An 18040-nucleotide genomic window follows, 5' to 3' on the forward strand; every position below is an offset into this window, starting at 1 on the left:
AAACCGGGTTTGTGGCCTAAATGCAGACTTTCCGGAATCCACCCAATCTCGGACGTTGCGCTGATGGGCTCCCCCGCGAGCCGATGGTCGCCAGCTCATCTAAAAGCTTGAGCCGTGAGCAACACGCCGCTTGTAAGTTTGGGCTCCCGTTATTGCGGAAGCCCAAAGCGTCAGCCATCTGCGCCCGTCATCCGCGGTCGCGCGTAGAAGAAATAGATCAGCAGCCCGAACGCATTCCAGCCGAGGAAATACAGCTCGGTTCGGGTCGGCAGGCTGAAGAACAAATACGCGCACCCCGCGATCCCGAGCGGCGCGATGACCGAGGCGAAGGGGGTGCGGAACGTCCGCTGATGGTCGGGCGCGCGGCGGCGCATGACGAGGACGCACACGCACACCGCGGTGAACGCCGCGAGCGTGCCCGCATTCGCGAGCGCGGCGATCGCGTCGATCGGCGCGAAGCCCGCGATCGCGGCGACCAGCACCGCGGTCAGCATCGTGATCCGCACCGGCGACCCGCGCTTCGACACCTTGGTCAGCCCGACCGGGAGCAGGCCGTCGCGCGCCATCGTGAAGAAAATCCGGCTCTGCCCGAACAGAAAGCCGAGCAGCACCGTCGGCAGCGCGATCACCGCGCTCACCGCCAGAATCGTCGCGACCACCGGCTGATGTACCTCGCGCAGGATCAGCGCGAGCGGATCGGGGCTGTTGGCGAAGCGGGTGAAATGCAACGCGCCGACCGCGGTGACCCCGATCAGGATATAGATGATGACGCACGCGATCATCGACCCGACGATCCCGATCGCCAGGTCGCGCCCGGGGTTCTTGGTCTCTTCCGCCGCGGTCGAGATCGCGTCGAAGCCGTAGAAGGCGAAGAAGATGATCGCGGCGGCCGCCATCACCCCGCGCGCGGCGACGACCCCGTCGGGGCCGGCCTCCGCCGATTTGGCGAAGCCATAGGGCATGAACGGATGGAGGTTGGCGGCATCGAAATGTGGCAGCGCCACCACGACGAACAACGCAAGCGCGAGCATCTTGATGACGACGAGCACGGCGTTCAACGTCGCGCTTTCCTTGGTTCCGAGGCTGAGCAGCCCCGCGACGACCGCGATGATGAAGATCGCGGGCGCGTTGATGATCCCGCCGAGCGGTGGCCCCTGCGTCAAGCTGTGCGGAAAGCCCAGCCCTTCGAGCAGCGGCGCGGCATAGCCTGACCAGCCGACCGCGACGGTCGAGACGACGAGCGAATATTCGAGCATCAACGACCAGCCGATCACCCAGGCGATGATCTCCCCCAGCACGACGTAGCTGTACGTGTAGGCGCTGCCCGACGCGGGGATCATCGTCGACATTTCGGCATAGCAGAGCGCGGCGCACGAACAGATCGCACCCGCGATCACGAAGCTCAGGATCACCGCGGGTCCCGCGCGATCCGCGCCGACCCCGATCAGCGTCAGGATGCCGGTGCCGACGATCGCGCCGACGCCCAACGCGAGGAGATGCGGCCACGACAAGGTCCGCGCGAGCTGGTCGCTCGGCGCCACCGGCGTGATGATCTTACGGCGAAACAGACTGTTCATGATGTCCCCTTTGCCGCGGCCCTACCAAATCGGGCGCGCCGCGGCAAAGCGGGGCTCAGGTCACCACACGTGAACGCGCTTGGCCGGGGCCAGATACAGCGCCTGTCCGGGCACCACGGTGAACGCGGGATACCATTGATCGAGGTTGCGGACGGTCTGCGCGCGATAGCGGCCCGGCGCGTGGCCGTCGGTCGCGATCTGCGCGCGGAGCGCCTTGTCGCGGGTCTTGCTCCGCCAACTCTGCGCGAAGGCGAGGAAGAAGCGCTGGTCCCCGGTCATCCCGTCGATCACCGGCGCGGGCTTGCCGCCGAGCGAGGCGTGATACGCCTCATACGCCGCGGTCAGCCCCGCGACGTCGGCGATGTTTTCGCCCAACACTTGTTCGCCGTTGAGGTGAACGCCCGGCAGCGGCTCGTACGCGCCATACTGTGCGGCGAGCGCCGCGCCCTGCTGCTTGAAATGCGCCAGATCGGCGGGGGTCCACCAATTGCGCAACCGCCCCGAGGCGTCGAATTCGGCGCCGTTGTTGTCGAAGCTGTGGCTGATTTCATGCCCGATCACCGCGCCGATCGATCCGTAGTTCGACGCCGCATCGGCCTTGGGATCGTAGAACGGCGCCTGGAGGATCGCGGCGGGGAAGTTGAGCGCGTTCTGAAGCGGCAGATTGACCGCATTGACCGTCTGCGGCGTCATCCACCATTCGCCGCGATCGACCGGCTGGCCGATCTTGGCGATCTGGTGGTGGTATTCGGCGAGTTCGGCGCCGCGCTGGTTGGCGACCGGATCATTCGCGCGGACGGTGTAATCGGCATAACTACGCCACGTTTCGGGATAGCCGATTCCGACGCGCATCGTTTCGATCTTGCGCCGCGCCTCGGCCTTGGTGGCGGGCGCCATCCAGGTGAGCGCGGCAACGCGGGTGTCGAACGCGGCGAGGATGCCCTTCACCATATGCTGGATGTCCGCCTTCGACGAGGCGGGGAAATATTGCGCGGCGTACAGCTTGCCGACCGCATCGCCGAGCGCGCCACCGGTGGCGCCGATCGCGCGTTGATCGCGCGGGCGCTGTTGCGGGGTGCCGTTGAGCGTCTTGCCGTAGAAATCGAAGTGCGCGTCGTCGATTCGCTTGGGCAAAACCGATGTCACCTGGTTGATCCGATGGAAGGTCAGCCAGTCCTGCCACGTCTCCAGCGGTTCGCTCGCGACCAGCGCCGCCTCTCCCGCCACGGCGGCGGGCTGCCATGCGATGAAATCGCGTTGCGCGGGAAGCCCGGCGGCGCGCCAATAGGCGTCCCAATCGATTCCGGGTGCCTTGGCGGCGAAATCGGCCTTGCTCCACGGATCGTGGCCCTGGCTCATCTGATTGGTGGTGAGGACGTCGGCATGCGCCTTCGCGATCTTGGTTTCGAGCGCGACGATCCGGTCGGCTCGGGCAGCGGCATCGCTGACGCCCGCCAGCGTCAGCAGCTGCTCGACATAGGCGCGATACGCGGTGCGGATCGCGACCATGTCGGCGGCGGTCGACAGATAATAGTCGCGGTCGGGCATGCCGAGCCCGCCCTGGAGGACATAGGGGACGGTCTCGTCAGGCTTGGTCAGCGCCTGCGTCACGAACAGCCCGAACAGATTCTCGGTGCCGAGGCTGGTCGCGTTGATCGGATCCTCGTCGGCGCGCAGGTTCGCGCCGAGCATCGCCGACAACTGCTGCTTGTCCTTGAGCGCGGCGATCGCAGCGAGGTCCGCCTGCACCGGCGCCATCCCGCGTGCCTCGATCCCCGCGGTATCCATGAACGCGGCGTAGTAATCCGCGATCCGGCGCTGGTCGGTGCCCGCCGCGGCGTTGGCGGCACCCGCGGTCTTGATGATCGCAGCATTGGCGGCCTCCGCCTTCTTGAAGACGGTCAGGAACACGCCGGTCGACGACCGGTCCGCGGGAATTTCGGTCCGCGCACGCCACGCGCCGCTGGCATAGGCATCGAAATCGTCGCCGGGCTTGACCGACCGGTCGATCGCGGTGGTATCGATGCCGATCGGCGCATCCTGCGCGATGGCGGTCGAGGCAAGCAGGGCGGCGAGCAGAACAAGGCGCTTCATGGGCTGAGTCTCCAGTGTATCGCCCAAGCGTTACACCCGCCGCCGACGCGGCGCCAGTCGATCAGAAACGGTGCGCAATCCCGGCGTACAGTTCGGCATCGGGCGTGTTGCGATTGAGCCCGGCGGCGGCGAAGATATCGAACTGCGTGTCGGGGGTCGCGAGATACGCGAACGATAGCGCCGCGACGGTCTGGGTCGCATGGCCGGCGGGATCGTCGTCACGCAGCGCCTGGACTTCGCCCGTCGCGGTCAGCGCGTCGGTCAGCGCGTAGGACAGCCCCGCCGCTGCGCTGTACGCCAAATGGCGGCCATCGCCGTCGCCATCGACCGCGGCGTCGACCTCGGGCGTCAGCGCCAGCGCGACCTTGTCGGTGAGGCTGTACGAGATCGGCAGCAGCACGCCCGCGCCCCAATCCCCCGCGCCAATCGGCGTGCGCCCGACCGGCAGCGTCGCGAACGGTAGCACCGCCACCGCGAGCGCGCCGCCGCCGTCGGGATCGGTCAGCAGCGCCTTTACCCCCAGCGACACGTCACCGACCCGATCCGCGGTGGCGATGCTGCCCGCATCGCGCGCATAGGAATGGCCGAACGGCAACCAGCCGACCCGCGCCTCGACCCGGTCGGTCAGGCCGACCCGAACGAGCGTGTCGCCGATCGCCACACTATCGTTGCGCGCGCCGTCGCTGTCGTCGCGCGTCCAGTCGACGATCGCGGTTTCCACCGACACCCGGCCGGGTGGGGTCACGCAGGGCGGCGTGTTGATCCCAGGGCGCTCGGGACAATAGGCGTCGTCTTGCGCCATTGCCGCCGCAGGGAGCGCGGCCAGCACAGTGGCAAGCGCCACCGCGATCGGTTTCATCGAATCCTCACATAGGTGGGGGCGTGATCGCTCGCCTTTTCGCGACCGCGATACTCCTTGTCGACCCCCGCCTCGATCAACCGATCCGCGACCGCCGGGCTCAGCAGCAGATGGTCGATCCGGAACCCCGCGTCGCGCTGCCACGCGCCCGCCTGATAATCCCAAAACGTCCACACCCCGCCCTTGGGATGCCGCGTCCGCAGCGCATCGGTCCACCCCTGCGCGACGAGGCGGCGATAGCCCTCGCGGCTTTCGGGCTGCATCAGCGCATCGTTCTGCATCGCACGCACCGAATAGGTGTCGTCGTCGTTGGGAATGACGTTGTAATCCCCCGCGAGGATCGCGGGCACCTCTTCCGCCAGAATCTCTTGCGCGCGTGCCGCGAGCCGGTCGATCCAGCGCAACTTGTAATCGAACTTGGGGCCGGGTTGCGGATTGCCGTTGGGCAGGTAGATCGACGCGACGACGAGGCCATCGATATCGCATTCTAGATAGCGGCTATGCTCGTCCTCGGGCTCGCCCCCCAGCCCGCGCTGGCGCTCGACCGGCACCCCGCCCTTGGCCAGCACCGCGACGCCGTTCCAGCTCTTCTGGCCATGCCATACCGCGCCATAACCCGCGGCCTCGATATCCGCGACCGGGAAGGTATCGTCGCTCGACTTCAGTTCCTGCAGGCACACCACATCGGGCTGCGCCTCGGTCAGATATTCGACCAGCCTCGGCAACCGCGCCTTGATGCCGTTGACATTGTACGTGACGATTTTCATGTCAGCCGGGTTTCACGTCAGATGGCGAAACTGGATCCGCAGCCGCACCCGCTGGCGGCGTTGGGATTTTCCACCTTGAACGCCGCGCCGCCGAGCGATTCGACATAATCGACCTGGCAGCCGCGGACGAGGTCGAGGCTGATGCTGTCGACCACCAGCCGCACCCCGTCGGTCACCGCGACCGTGTCGTCGCCCTCCGCGGCATCGGCGAACCCGAATTTATACTGGAACCCCGAACACCCGCCGCCGTCGACCGACAGCCGCAAGATCGCGGGCTTGTTCTGCTTGACCGCGATCGCGGCGACGCGCGCCGCCGCGGCGGGGGTCAGGGCGATGTCTGGTGCGAGCGTGGCCATGGGTCGGAGATAAGGGGTCGTAGGAGGCGGGGCAAGCGTTGCCCTACACGCCACACCGGACTTGGGTCCCGTCAAAGTACTACTTTGACGGGTGCCCTTGTTCCGGCGCCTATTGTGCCGCCAGCAATGCGCTCGCCCCCGGTTCACCACCCAACCGCCCGATGGACCCAGGAACACGTCCGGGTTTACGGCTCTGGCTGAAACCGCGGCGGACGAGACGGCGGGCGGCGCTCAATCCTGCGGAGCGGGGCCGGTCGACACCGGGATCGCATGGACCGACCGGTCCTGCGCCGCGAGCAGATAGTCGGCGGTGGTCAGGAACGGCACCGGGTTCACCGCATGCCCGTCGATCCGGACCTCGTAATGGAGATGCGGGCCGGTCGACCGCCCGGTCGATCCCATCAGCGCGATCAACTGGCCGCGATGGACGCGGGTGCCGTCGCTGACGAGGATCCTCGACAGATGGCCGTACCGGGTTTGGATGCCCTTGCCATGATCGATCTCGACGAGGTTGCCATAGCCGCCTGCGCGTTCGGCGCGGTCGACGACGCCATCGGCGGTCGCATAGACCGGGGTGCCGACCGGGCCGGGAATGTCGACCCCGGCGTGCATCGCCGCGGTACCACGGAACGGATCGGACCGGATGCCGAAATTGCTGGTGAACTGCAGGTCGGCTACGGGATGGACCGACGGGATCGCGATCGTCCCCTGTTGCAGCGTATCGAGCTTCTTCCAGGTCTGGAACAGCGTGCGGAACTGCGCATCGGCCTTGAGGTCCGCGACCGCTTCGGCGCTGTCGGCGGCGATCATCGGGCCACCCATGCCGCGGCGCGTGGTCCTGATCCGGCTCGCCAGCCCAAGCTTGCGGATTTCCGCGGCGGTATCGGCGTAGCGCTTGTCGAGCAGCTTCTGCGCTACCTTCGCGAACCCGACCTGACGCGCCTCGACCTTGGCGAGCGGCGCGATCGCAGTCGCGGCCAGTTGGTCCTTGGCGGGATCGATCGTCAGCGTGGCGAGTGCCATCCGCTGTTCGGTGCCCGATCCGGTCAGCGCCGCGGCGATCAGCGTCTGGCGCTGTTCGATCCGCTGCGCATGCGCCGCAGCAACCTGGCGGATCGTCGAGACGCGGTGCTGCATCGAGGCGACCTCATGCTGCATCCGATCGAGACTGGCGGCGGACGTCGCGGGCGCGACGACCCCGGTCAGCGCCGCGGCATCATACGCCGCGTGGGCGACGCCATAGCCAGAAAAGCCGATCGTGACTGCACCGACCAGCGCGATCGTCCCCTGGCTGCGCGCGCTGACGCTCAGGCGCCGCAGCGTCTTGCCGTCGTGAAACAGGAAATCGCGGGGGGTGAAAAAAGAACGCGCGCGCTGAACGAAAGCGCCGGCGGATCGTATGAAACGGCTCATCGTGCCCCATAAATTGCGCCGTATCCGGGTCAATCCGGGCACGACTTCATTCAAGTTCGGTGAAATCGCAGCCCCTCCGCGTCTCACGATCATGGTTGAACGATAAGCCGCGACGGTGAGCAAGAGCGCGCACGTCATCTCGGGGTCAACCGACGGAAGCGTGCGGCGAGTGGTTGAAAATGTGGGAACCAGCGCCCGCAACGTCGCAGAAAAGCTGGATTATGCCGCCCCGAAACGCTCGATTCGCGCGCGATACGATGATCGCTATCGACCGATAAGGAGCATGACGCCGCGCGATCGCAGCGGTATAGTCGTTTCCATCACAACCGGACGCTGACCCTATGCACGACACCCCTACCGCCGACGCCGCGACCGCGCAGGTCCCGACGCTCAGTCTCGCCGACCAGAAGCGCGATCCGGTCGCCTTCGCTGCCGCGTTCGGCGGGTCGTTCGAACGCTATGGTTTCGCGATCGTCGCCGATCACGGCATTCCCGCCGACCTGATCGCGCGCGCCTGGGCGGAAACCGAGAAACTGTTCGCGCTCCCCGATGCCGAAAAGCGCGGCTATTTCGTCGAGGGCGGCGGCGGCGCGCGCGGCTATACCCCGTTCAAGACCGAAATCGCCAAGGGCGCGAGCGCGGTCGACCTCAAAGAATTCTGGCACGTCGGGCGCGAACTGCCCGCGGGGCACCGCTTCGCCGACGACATGGCGCCCAACATCTGGCCGGAGCGCCCCGCGGGATTCAAGCCGGTGTTCCTCGAACTGTTCGCCGCGTTCGATCGCGCGGGCGACCGGCTGCTGTCCGCGATCGCGCGGCATCTGGGGCTCGCCCCCGACTGGTTCGACGCCGCGGTCGGCGACGGCAACAGCGTGCTCAGGCTGCTCCACTATCCCCCGATCCCCGCCGATGCCGAGGGCGTCCGCGCGGGCGCGCATGAAGACATCAACCTCATCACATTGCTGCTCGGCGCGGAGGAGGCGGGGCTCGAACTCTACGATCGCACCAACGACACGTGGCTCGCGATCAAGCCGCCCGAGGGCGCGATGGTCGTCAACGTCGGCGACATGCTCCAGCGGCTGACCAACAACGTCCTGCCGTCGACCACCCACCGCGTCGTCAACCCGCCGCCCGAACGCCGCGGCCATTCGCGCTATTCGATGCCGTTCTTCCTCCACCCCGCGCCCGATTTCCTGATCGAGACGCTGCCGCAGACGATCACGTCCGCGAACCCCAACCGCTACCCCACCCCGATCACCGCGCAGGACTACCTGTACGAGCGGCTCGTCGAAATCGGGCTGATCAAGAAATGAGCAGCATGACCTTTTCGATCTACGACGCCTCCGCCCCGGTCTTCGTCAACAGCCTGCGCAACATGCACGCGTGGCTCGACAAAGCGAGCGATCACGAGGCCGCGCTGATGACCGCCAGCCTCGCCCCCGACATGAAGCCGCTGCCAGCGCAATTCCAGATGGCGTCGGATTCGGCGAAGGGCGCGATGGCGCGGCTCACCGGGGTCGAGCCCCCCGCAATGCCCGATACCGAGGCGAGCTTCGCCGACCTCAAGGCGCGGTGCGAGAAGACAATCGGGTTCATCGAGGGCATCGCCCCCGCCGCGCTAGCGGATAGCGCCGATCGCCGCGTCGAGCTGCGCTTCCCGAACGGGATGGGTTACGGCTTCACCGGCACCCAGTTCCTGACCGGCTTCGCGCTGCCCAACTTCTTCTTCCACGTCACCACCGCCTACGCGATCCTGCGTGCCAATGGGGTTGAGCTGGGGAAACCGGATTTCCTCCAGCATCTCGGCCAGCCGAACCTGTAAGCCTCAAACCTCGTCGAACCCCCGGTCGAGGAACCGCGTCGCGAGGGTGCAGTGCATCGCAATCCCCTTGGCCATGACGCGTTCGTTGATCGTCATCTTGGTGTTGTGGAGCGGCGGGTTGGTGTGTGGATCGGTGCCGTCGGGTGCGACCCCGATGAACGCCATCGCGCCGGGGATATCACGCAGGACATAGGAGAAATCCTCGCCGCCCATCATCGGCGCGGGCATCAGGTTCCAGCCGTCGGCACCCCCCATCTCGCCCGCGACGCGTTCGATCAGCGCGGTCGCGCGCGCATCGTTCATCGTGACCGGATAGCCTTCCTCGATCGAGGTTTCGGCGGTCAGCCCGTGCGCCGCCGCGATCCCCTGCGCGATCCGCTCGAACGCGGCGCGCATCATCTCGCGGGTCCGTTCGGACAGCGTCCGCAGCGTGCCCATCAGCACGACCTCGGCGGGGATGATGTTGTGCGACGAGCCGGCGTTGATCTTCGTGATCGTCAGCACCGCGGGGTCCGCGACCGGCACGCGCCGCGCGACGAAGGTCTGGAGCGCGGTGACGATCTCGCACGCGACGGGAATCGGATCGGCGCAATCATGCGGCATCGCGGCATGCCCGCCGCGCCCGATGATCCGCGCGTGGACGGTGTCGGTCGAGGCGAGCAGCGGCCCCGGCCGACCGACGAACGTGCCGGCCGGCGCGTTGGGGGTGATATGGAGCGCGAAGGCGGCATCGGGGCGCGGTTCGTCGAGCAGCCCGTCGGCGATCATGTGGCGCGCGCCGTGATGCCCCTCCTCGCCGGGCTGGAACATGAAGACAACGGTGCCGGGTAGCGAGTCGGCCCTCGCGCTCAGCGCCTTCGCCGCACCGACCAGCATCGCGGTGTGCGAATCATGCCCGCATGCGTGCATCGCGCCGGGGATCGTCGAGGCGTAATCGAGCCCCGTCTCCTCCTGCATCGGCAGCGCATCCATGTCGCCGCGCAGCAGCACCGTGCGGCCATTGTCGCCGCGCTGCCCGCGCAGGATCGCGACGAACCCCGTGGTCGACGATCCTTCGCGAATCTCGAGCGGCAACCCCTCAAGCGCCGCCTTGATCTTCGCGGTGGTGTTGGGACAATGGAGCCCGATCTCGGGCTCGCGATGAATCGCGCGGCGCAGGTCGATCGCCTCGTCGAGCCCCGCTTCGCCGACCGCGGTCCAGTCGGTGGAATCGATCGTGTCGAGCGTCATCGCGGCTTCTCCTTGAGGCGGGCCCCAGACCCTACTCCTCGGCCGGGATCGACGCAAAGTCTCAGGTCACCGCCCCCTGAGCAATCCTCCGAGCACCCCGCGCAGAACCGATCCTACCATCCCGCCGCCCGATGAGCGCCCGCGTGACGACGACCCGAACACCTGCCTACCGAGTTCGTTCGCGACCTGACGCCCGATCGACGATCCTGCCGCGCGGGTCGCGCTGGTCGCGATCTTCGACCACGGACTGTTCGCCGATGCCCGTGCCGCGTCGCGTTGCTCGCGGTCGGCTTCCTTCAGCGCGGTCGCCTGCTGGCGCGCGGCTTCCTTCGCCGCGATCGCGTCCGCCTTTGCCTGCGCCGCGACCTGTTTTTCGGCATCGGTCGAGGCCTGCGCCGCCGCCGCCGCCGCGGTCGCCTGCGCGGTCTTGGCGGTGAGGATTTCCTCCGCACTCTCGCGATCGACCGGGGAATCGTATTTTGCGCCGATCGCGTCAGTCTGGATCAGCACGCCGCGCTCGACCGGAGTCACGGGGCCAACCCGACTCGACGGTGCCTTGATCAGCGTTTGCTCGACCGGGGTCGGCGATCCGTCGGGCTGAAGCAGCGAGACCAGCGCCTCGCCGATCTTGAGTTCGGTGATCACGGTCGCGACATCGACGCCGGGGTTGGCGCGAAACGTGTCCGCCGCGGCTTTCACCGCCGCTTGGTCGCGCGGTGTGAAGGCGTTCAATTTGTGCTGGATGCGGTTGTTGAGCTGGCCCGCGACCGTATCGGGGATGTCGATCGGGTTCTGGGTGATGAAATACACCCCCACCCCCTTCGACCGGATCAGCCGGACGACCTGCTCGATCTTTTCCTCGACCGCCTTGGGCACATCGTCGAACAGCAGATGCGCCTCGTCGAAGAAGAAGCACAATTTGGGCTTGTCGGGGTCGCCCACCTCGGGAAGCTGCTCGAACAATTCGCTCATCAGCCACAGCAGGAAGGTCGAATAGAGCTTGGGGCTCTGCATCAACTTGTCGGCGGCGAGAATGTTGACGATCCCCCGCCCCTTGTCGTCGAGGGTCAGGAAATCGTCGATCTCTAGCGCGGGTTCGCCGAAGAAATGCTCGGCGCCCTGCGTCCGCAGCTGGAGCAGCGAGCGCTGGATCGCGCCGATCGACTGTTTCGAGACATTGCCATAGGTCGTCGTCAATTCGTCCGCGCGATGGGCGCATTCGCCGAGCATCGCCTGGAGATCGTCGAGGTCGATCAGCAGCAGCCCTTCCTTGTCGGCAACGTGGAACGCGATCGTCAGCACGCCCTCCTGCACCTCGTTGAGGTCCATCAGCCGACTGAGCAGCAATGGCCCCATCTCGCTGATCGTGGTGCGGATCGGGTGGCCTTGTTCACCGAACAAGTCCCAGAACTGCACCGGAGTATCGGCATAGGCCCAATCGTCCTGCCCGATCTCCTTCGCGCGCGCCGCGAAGATGTCGTGGGCTTTGCCCTGCGGCGATCCTGCCAGCGCAAGGCCCGACAGATCACCCTTCACGTCGGCGACGAAACACGGCACCCCGGCGCGCGAAAACCCCTCGATGATGCCCTGTACCGTCACCGTCTTGCCGGTGCCGGTCGCGCCCGCGATCAGCCCGTGGCGGTTGGCACGCTTGAGGTCGAGCGCTTGGGGCTTGCCCCCGCCAAAGCCGATATAGATGCCCTCGCCCATGTTGCTTATCCTCGTTCCCGCCGCCGCGTTTCTACGCTCCCGACCGCGCAAAAGAAAAGGGCCGCCGCTCCGAGAAGCGGCGACCCCTGACCAACCGATCCGGTAGCGGATCAGCCCTTGAGCTTGAAGGGCAGGAATCGCGCCGGGCCGCTTCCGCGCTTGACCTGGAGCAGCACCTGAGGTCGACCTGCGGCCTTTGCCGACTGGACCAGCCGATCGACGTCCGCTGCGGTCTTCACCGGCGTCGCATTGACCGAGATGATCACGTCGCCGCGCTTCAACTTGCCATAAGCGTCGCTCGCGTTGTCGACCGAGGCGATCACAACGCCTTGGGTCGACGCGTCAACCCCGATCGCGCGCGCGATGCCGGGGGTGAGCGGTTGCACCGCCATGCCGAGCATGCCGCCCGCGGCGGGTGCTGCGGTCGAGGACGTATCATCATCGCCGTTATCGGTGCCGCCAAACCCCTGGGTATCGCCACCGACGATCTCGGCGAGCTTGTCCGCGCTCGGACGGGTCGCGACGGTGACGTTCGCGATTGCGGGCTTGCCGTTGCGCAGGATGTCGAGTCGCGCGGTAGAGCCCGGAGCCACGTTCGAGACGAGATAGGACAATGTCTGTTCGGGAGTCACCGCCTGACCATTCACCTTCGTGACAACATCGCCCGCGCGGACCCCGCCCTTCGCAGCCGGTCCGCCCGCGGTGGTATCCGCGATCAGCTCGCCCTGATTCTTGGGAATCCCCAGTGCCGCGGCGGTATCGTCGTCGATCGTCCCCGGCTGGATCTGGACGCCGATATAGCCGCGCTCGATCGTCCCGCCCTTCATGAAGGTCTGGATGATAGGCTTGGCGGTCGCCGCGGGAATCGCGAAGCCGATCCCGATGTTGCCGCCCGACTGGCTGAATATCTGCGAATTGATGCCGATGACGTTGCCGTTCATGTCGAACATCGGGCCGCCCGAATTGCCCTGGTTGATCGAGGCATCGGTCTGGATGAAGCGGTCATATGCGCCGCCCTGACCGGTGACGCGGTTGATCGACGAGATGATGCCCGCGGTCACGGTGCCGCCCAGCCCGAATGGTTCGCCGATCGCGACCACCCAATCCCCCACGCGCGCGCGCGATGAATCACCGAATTTCACATAAGGCAGGTTGGTGGCATCAATCTTGAGCAGCGCCAGATCCGAATCCTGGTCTTTGCCGATGACCTTGGCGATATATTCCTTGTGATTGCTCAGCGTCACCGCGATCGAATCGACCGTTGCGCCCTGCGCGCCCGGCGAGATCACATGGTTGTTGGTCACGACATAGCCGTCGGGCGAGATCAGGAAGCCCGATCCCAGCGACTGGCCCTCGCGCTTCACCGGCGCGCCGCCCTGCGCCGCGCCACCGCCGAATAGATCGCCGAACGGCGTGCCCGCGAACGGATTAGCCTGCTGCTTCTGGACGATGGTCTGCTTGGTCGAGATGTTGACGACCGCGGGCTGGAGCTTGGCGACCATGTCGGCGAAGCTCAGCGGCGCGCCGGATTTGGGGATCACGGCCTCGATCGCGCCGGGTTCGTTCTGCGCGGATTGGGCATGGCCCGGCTGGAGCGCGATGGTGGCGGTGGCGCCGCCGAGCAGCAGCGCACCGGTAATGGCATAGGCGTAGCGCACTATTTATTCTTCCTCTCAGATAGGTCGTTCGCGGTTGCGGACGCAATGCCCGACACCGGCTGAACGCCGCTTGAATATGAACGGCCCGGCCGCATCACCGACCACCACCCTCGAACTGCTTCATATAGCTGTTGTTGGGCGACAGGATGATCGAGGTCGATCCGGTCGGCGTGTCGCCGCCATCAGCGCCGAAGGTGTGCCGGTACGACTGCATCGCGCGATAGAAATCGTAGAAGCTGGCATCCTTCGAAAAGCTTTCGGCATAGATGCGCGCGGCATTGGCATCGGCATCGGCACGGACGATCTGCGCGTCCTTGCGGCCCTGTGCTCGAATCGTCACGGCCTGTTGTTGACGTGCAGTTTGCATCCGCTTCAAGGCGCTGTCGAGCGGGCTGCCGTCGGGCAGGTCAGCGTGCTTGATCCGGACATCGACGATCTGGACGCCATATTGCGTCGCGAGCCGCTGGAGCCGCCGCTGGATATTGTCCATCACCCGGTCACGTTCTGGGGTGAGCAGCGTCGCGAACGGCTGGTTGCCGAGTTCGGCGCGGATCGAACTGCCGAGCAGCGGCTGGAGCGCATCGCGCACCCGCTCTTCGGTCGATCCGACGCTGCCGGTCGCGTTCACCGCCTTTAGCGGATCGGTGATCCGGAACCGCGCATAGGCATCGACCTCGAGCCGCAGCTGGTCGGACGAGAGCACCTGCTGGTTGTCGTAGTCGACATCGAGCACGCGCTTGTTGATCCACACCAGCCGATCGACGAACGGCACCTTCGCGATCATCCCCGCGCCGGTCCGCCCGAACACTTCCTTCGGCTTATACGCGTTGACCGTCCGCACCACCTTTTCGAAGCGCAGCACGACGACCTGTTCGGTTTCGGGCACGATCGTGAAGGTCGAGGCCATCAACACGAACGCGAACAGCACCGCTAGTCCGATCGCAACCGGATTGCGCCATAACGTCGCGCTCACTGGCCACCCCCTGCCGCTGGCGCGTCGGTGGTCGCGGGTGACACGGTTTCGGGTACCCGCCGCGCGCGATCGAGCGGCAGATAGGGCACGACGCCCGGGGTCTCGACGACCGTCTTATCGGATTTCGCCAGCACCGCCTCCATCGTCTCGTAATACATCCGGCGGCGCGTCACCTCGGGGGCGAGCTTATATTGTTCGAACACCTTGTCGAACTGCGCGGCCTCGCCCTGCGCGGCTGCAAGCACCTGCTGCGCATAGGATTGCGCCTGGTTGCGATACGCCTGCGAATCCTGCTGCGCCGCAGTCACATCCTTGAACGCATCGTTGACGCGCTCGGGGGGATCGGCCTGTTTGATCGCGACGCCCTGGACGACGATGCCCGAATTATAATCGCGCAGGATCGTCTCCATCCGCTCCTGGACTTGGTTCTCGATGAACGTGCGGCCAGGCCCCAGGGCTTGGTCCAGCGACACATTGGCGACCACCTCGCGCATCGCCGCTTCGGCGGTGGCACGCACGGTCTCGCGCGGCTTGTCGATCTGGAAGACGTAATCTTCGGGGCTCGCGATCTTCCACCGCACCGAATAGGCTAGGTTGATGATATTCTGGTCGCCGGTCAGCATCAGATTCTCGCCGCCACCGTCGGGGAAATCCTCGGTGCGGATGTTCTGGACGTCGACCTTGGTCACGGTCGCGAACGGCGCGGGCAGCGTGAACTGGACGCCCGGCTGCAGCGTGCCGGTGTAGCGCCCGAAATTGGTGACGACGCCGCGCTGCTGCGGCGCGATCGGATGGATCGAGGTGAACGCGATCCACACTAGCAGGATAATCCCCGCGCCGATGATCCATAGCCGCCGCGCGTTCGGCCCGGTCGGCAAGCCGCTGAAGCCACCGCCACCACCACCGCCACCACCGCCCCGCGCCTTGCGCAGGAAATCGTCGAGCGCGCTCGGTGCGCCGGTCGGCTTGCGGCCTCCCGACGGCGTCGCCCAGGGGTTGCGCGGCTCGCCCGACGAATCGTCGCCCCCGCCCCAGGGGCCCTTGGGTCGTTCGATGGCAAGGAAGGGAGGGCGTCGGAGCCAGGCCGGCAAGATCGTCATACGTCCTTTATAGGAGCGCGTCCGCGGAAAAACAGTGGCAAGCGCCCGCGCTAGCCCTATCTCGCCCCGATGAACGACAAAGTGAAGGACGCCGTCGCTGCCGTCGCGGGGAATCGCGCCACCGTCAGGATGGAGGGCGCACGTGCCGGGATCGTGCTCGACGCGACCGGCTTGACCCCCACCGCGCGCGATGCGCTGGAGGCCGCGGTGCGCGACGCGGCGGCGCTGCCCGGCGTCGACGAGGTGCGCGTCGTGGTGACCGCCGAGCGGGTCGCGCGCCAGCTGGTCGCGGTCGCCAGCGGCAAGGGCGGGGTCGGCAAATCGACGCTCGCCGCCAACCTCGCGATCGCGCTGGCCAAGGCGGGTCGCCGCGTCGGGCTGGTCGACGCCGACATCTATGGCCCGTCGCAACCGCGACTGATGCAGGTCGAAGGCACCCGCCCGACCGCCAACGACAAGGTGCTCGACCCGGTCCCCACCCCCTATGGCGTGCCGCTGCTGTCGATGGGGCAGCTTGTCGATCCGGGCCGCGCGCTCGCGTGGCGAGGGCCGATGGCGGCGGGCGCGCTTGGCCAGCTTGTCGAGGCGGATTGGGGCGCGACCGATACGCTGGTGCTCGATCTGCCGCCGGGCACCGGCGACGTCCAGCTGACGATGGTCCAGAAATACAAAGCCGCCGGCGCGGTGATCGTGTCGACCCCGCAGGATCTCGCGCTGATCGACGCGACCCGCGCGATCGACCTGTTCGACAAGGCGGGCGTGCCGATCATCGGTCTGGTCGAGAACATGGCGGGCTATGTCTGTCCGCATTGCGGCGAATCGTCCGACCCGTTCGGCAACGGCGGCGCGGAGGCCGCAGCGGCGCGCCTCAACATTCCGTTCCTCGGGCGCATCCCACTGACGATCGCGATCCGCACCGCCTCGGACGCGGGCGAGCCCCCCGCGGCGGGGAACGGCGCCGATGCGGCGGCGTTTCATGCCATAGCCGCGCGGGTCGACGCGTGGCTCAAGGAACGCTGACGCGTCGTCTGTTCGCCCTGAGCCTGTCGAACGGCATCAGGCGCAACGGTGCGCCGACAAGTTCAGCACGAACGGAGGAAGACCGATGCCGCTGACCACCGACGCCGAGATCAAGGACCTGCTCGAGAGCGCGCGGACGATCGCGATGGTCGGCGCGTCGGATCGCGCCGATCGCCCGAGCTACGGCGTCATGGCGAAGCTCCAGGCGCATGGCTATCGCGTCATTCCGGTCAATCCGCAGATCACCGGTGAACATGTCCATGGCGAATTCGTGTTCCGCGAGCTCGCCCAGCTCGGCGATCCGATCGACATCGTCGACATCTTCCGCCGACCGGAGGCAGCGGGCGAGGCGGTCGACCAGGCGATCACGATCGGCGCGAAGGCGGTGTGGATGCAGCTCGGCGTGGTGAACGCGCAAGCCGCCGCGCGCGCCGAGGCCGCAGGGCTGAAGGTCGTGATGGATCGTTGCCCCGCGATCGACATCCCGCGGCTCGGCGTCGCCCGGATCGTGGCCGCAACCGGCTGATTTCACGCCTTTACGACGCGCCGCGATGCGCGCATGATCGGGCGATTCGGGATGGGAGTCGGCCGATGCTGCCGGTGCTGTTGATGATGATCGCGGTCCAGGACGCCGATGCCTTGATGGCGAACGCACGCTCCATGACCACCGCCGAACAGCGGTGCACCCTCTCGTCCGATTCGACCGACATTACGGTATGCGGGCTGCGCCAGGCGGATCGCTACCGGGTACCCATCGTCGTCCACGACCCAGGTGATCGTCGCCATGAAGCCGTTTGGGCGGAACGTACGCGCCTGCTCCACCGCACCAACCGCATCGAGGACATGAGCGCCTTCCTCGTCGAGACCGGGATGGCGGGGGTGTCGGCCGCAGTCACGATCGGCGGCCCGCAGGCGGGACAAACGTCGGTGGATGGCATGCGGAAGCTAGCGCCGTGATCGCGCTGGGGCTGATCGCGCTGCTTCAGGCTGCGCCGACCGCCGTACCCCCGGGGTCCGAAAAATTCTCAATCCTGTTTCCCGAGTGTGCACCAGCGGCACCCGAATCCGATATTGTCGTCTGCGGCGTCAGGGAGGGCAGTGCGCGCCTGCCGCTGTCCAACGATCGCGGGCCGCCGGATCGCGGCTTGCCGAGCAATCCCCATCGAACCGGCGTCGGCGCGCTCGCCGCCACGGGCGCGCCATGCGCGACGCTGCAGGGCGGATGCGAGGTCGGCGTCAACGTGCTCGGCCCCCCGGTGGTGCTCGTGCGGTTGCTCACCAAGCTGATCAACCCCAACAACGATTGCTGCGCGCCCGGTGAAGCGACCGATCCGATGGCGCTCGCCCGCGATGGCGTGCGCGGCATCAAGGCGATGTTCGCCAAAAAACCCGACAAGTCCGGCCGCATCGATATCCCGCTCGACGACCCGCCGCCGCCACCGCTCCAGCCCTGAGCCGCGC

General features: G+C 66.8%; 17 protein-coding genes. 6 read left to right on the forward strand and 11 right to left on the reverse strand.

The genetic code is table 11. The annotated features are described in order from the left end of the window. Window positions 1–170: 170 nt before the first annotated feature. The 6 genes from EAH84_RS10950 to EAH84_RS10975 form a co-directional block, all read right to left on the reverse strand. Window positions 171–1577: an amino acid permease gene (locus EAH84_RS10950; protein ID WP_140871881.1), complete on the reverse strand. Its 1407-nt coding sequence runs from the start codon at window positions 1575–1577 to the stop codon at window positions 171–173. A gap of 60 nt (window positions 1578–1637) precedes the next feature. Next, window positions 1638–3671 (reverse strand): M13 family metallopeptidase, encoded by a 2034-nt coding sequence (locus tag EAH84_RS10955; RefSeq protein ID WP_140871883.1) that lies wholly within the window; start codon window positions 3669–3671, stop codon window positions 1638–1640. A gap of 61 nt (window positions 3672–3732) precedes the next feature. After that, complete coding sequence (locus EAH84_RS10960; RefSeq protein WP_140871885.1) at window positions 3733–4530, reverse strand: transporter; 798 nt, start codon at window positions 4528–4530, stop codon at window positions 3733–3735. Further along, a complete protein-coding gene (gene xth, locus EAH84_RS10965; RefSeq protein WP_140871887.1) occupies window positions 4527–5297 on the reverse strand; it encodes an exodeoxyribonuclease III in 771 nt (256 codons plus the stop codon). Before xth ends, EAH84_RS10960 begins: the two co-directional genes overlap by 4 nt. Window positions 5298–5314: 17 nt before the next feature. Next, a complete protein-coding gene (gene erpA / locus EAH84_RS10970; RefSeq protein WP_140871889.1) occupies window positions 5315–5653 on the reverse strand; it encodes an iron-sulfur cluster insertion protein ErpA in 339 nt (112 codons plus the stop codon). A 231-nt stretch (window positions 5654–5884) separates the two neighbouring features. Beyond that, the gene (locus EAH84_RS10975) at window positions 5885–7066 is read right to left on the reverse strand and encodes a M23 family metallopeptidase (RefSeq protein WP_140871891.1); all 1182 of its coding nucleotides are present in this window, start codon (window positions 7064–7066) and stop codon (window positions 5885–5887) included. Window positions 7067–7407: 341 nt separating this feature from the next. Here EAH84_RS10975 and EAH84_RS10980 point away from each other — a divergent pair, with 341 nt between their 5' ends. Beyond that, window positions 7408–8379 (forward strand): isopenicillin N synthase family dioxygenase, encoded by a 972-nt coding sequence (locus EAH84_RS10980; protein ID WP_140871893.1) that lies wholly within the window; start codon window positions 7408–7410, stop codon window positions 8377–8379. 5 nt (window positions 8380–8384) lie between these two features. Next, a complete protein-coding gene (locus EAH84_RS10985) occupies window positions 8385–8888 on the forward strand; it encodes a DUF1993 domain-containing protein (RefSeq protein ID WP_140871895.1) in 504 nt (167 codons plus the stop codon). A gap of 3 nt (window positions 8889–8891) precedes the next feature. Here the strand turns inward: EAH84_RS10985 and EAH84_RS10990 are convergent, their stop codons facing one another. The 5 genes from EAH84_RS10990 to hflK form a co-directional block, all read right to left on the reverse strand. After that, on the reverse strand, window positions 8892–10118 hold the full coding sequence (locus tag EAH84_RS10990; protein ID WP_140871897.1) for a M20 metallopeptidase family protein: 1227 nt from the start codon (window positions 10116–10118) through the stop codon (window positions 8892–8894). 66 nt (window positions 10119–10184) lie between these two features. Continuing rightward, window positions 10185–11828, reverse strand: coding sequence for a helicase HerA-like domain-containing protein (locus EAH84_RS10995; RefSeq protein WP_140871899.1), 1644 nt, complete (start codon window positions 11826–11828; stop codon window positions 10185–10187). A gap of 110 nt (window positions 11829–11938) precedes the next feature. Beyond that, window positions 11939–13486 (reverse strand): Do family serine endopeptidase, encoded by a 1548-nt coding sequence (locus EAH84_RS11000; protein WP_140871901.1) that lies wholly within the window; start codon window positions 13484–13486, stop codon window positions 11939–11941. A gap of 94 nt (window positions 13487–13580) precedes the next feature. Next, entirely contained in the window at window positions 13581–14393 is an 813-nt protein-coding gene (hflC, locus tag EAH84_RS11005; protein ID WP_194150392.1) for a protease modulator HflC, read from the reverse strand. A 62-nt stretch (window positions 14394–14455) separates the two neighbouring features. Next, window positions 14456–15559 carry an FtsH protease activity modulator HflK gene (gene hflK / locus EAH84_RS11010; RefSeq protein ID WP_140871905.1) on the reverse strand — a complete coding sequence of 368 codons (1104 nt, stop codon included), beginning with the start codon at window positions 15557–15559 and terminating at the stop codon, window positions 14456–14458. 69 nt (window positions 15560–15628) lie between these two features. Between hflK and EAH84_RS11015 the strand changes: the two genes are divergently transcribed. From EAH84_RS11015 to EAH84_RS11030, 4 genes are all read left to right on the forward strand, one after another. Further along, a complete protein-coding gene (locus EAH84_RS11015; protein ID WP_140871907.1) occupies window positions 15629–16579 on the forward strand; it encodes an Mrp/NBP35 family ATP-binding protein in 951 nt (316 codons plus the stop codon). Window positions 16580–16664: 85 nt separating this feature from the next. Beyond that, the gene (locus EAH84_RS11020) at window positions 16665–17105 is read left to right on the forward strand and encodes a CoA-binding protein (protein ID WP_140871909.1); all 441 of its coding nucleotides are present in this window, start codon (window positions 16665–16667) and stop codon (window positions 17103–17105) included. 65 nt (window positions 17106–17170) lie between these two features. Further along, the gene (locus EAH84_RS11025) at window positions 17171–17536 is read left to right on the forward strand and encodes a hypothetical protein (protein ID WP_194150390.1); all 366 of its coding nucleotides are present in this window, start codon (window positions 17171–17173) and stop codon (window positions 17534–17536) included. Further along, a complete protein-coding gene (locus EAH84_RS11030; RefSeq protein WP_140871911.1) occupies window positions 17533–18033 on the forward strand; it encodes a hypothetical protein in 501 nt (166 codons plus the stop codon). The genes EAH84_RS11025 and EAH84_RS11030 overlap by 4 nt, the downstream gene beginning before the upstream one ends. Window positions 18034–18040: the final 7 nt, after the last annotated feature.

The sequence above is a fragment of the Sphingomonas oligophenolica genome, from assembly GCF_006438955.1.
GTDB lineage: Bacteria > Pseudomonadota > Alphaproteobacteria > Sphingomonadales > Sphingomonadaceae > Sphingomonas > Sphingomonas oligophenolica_A.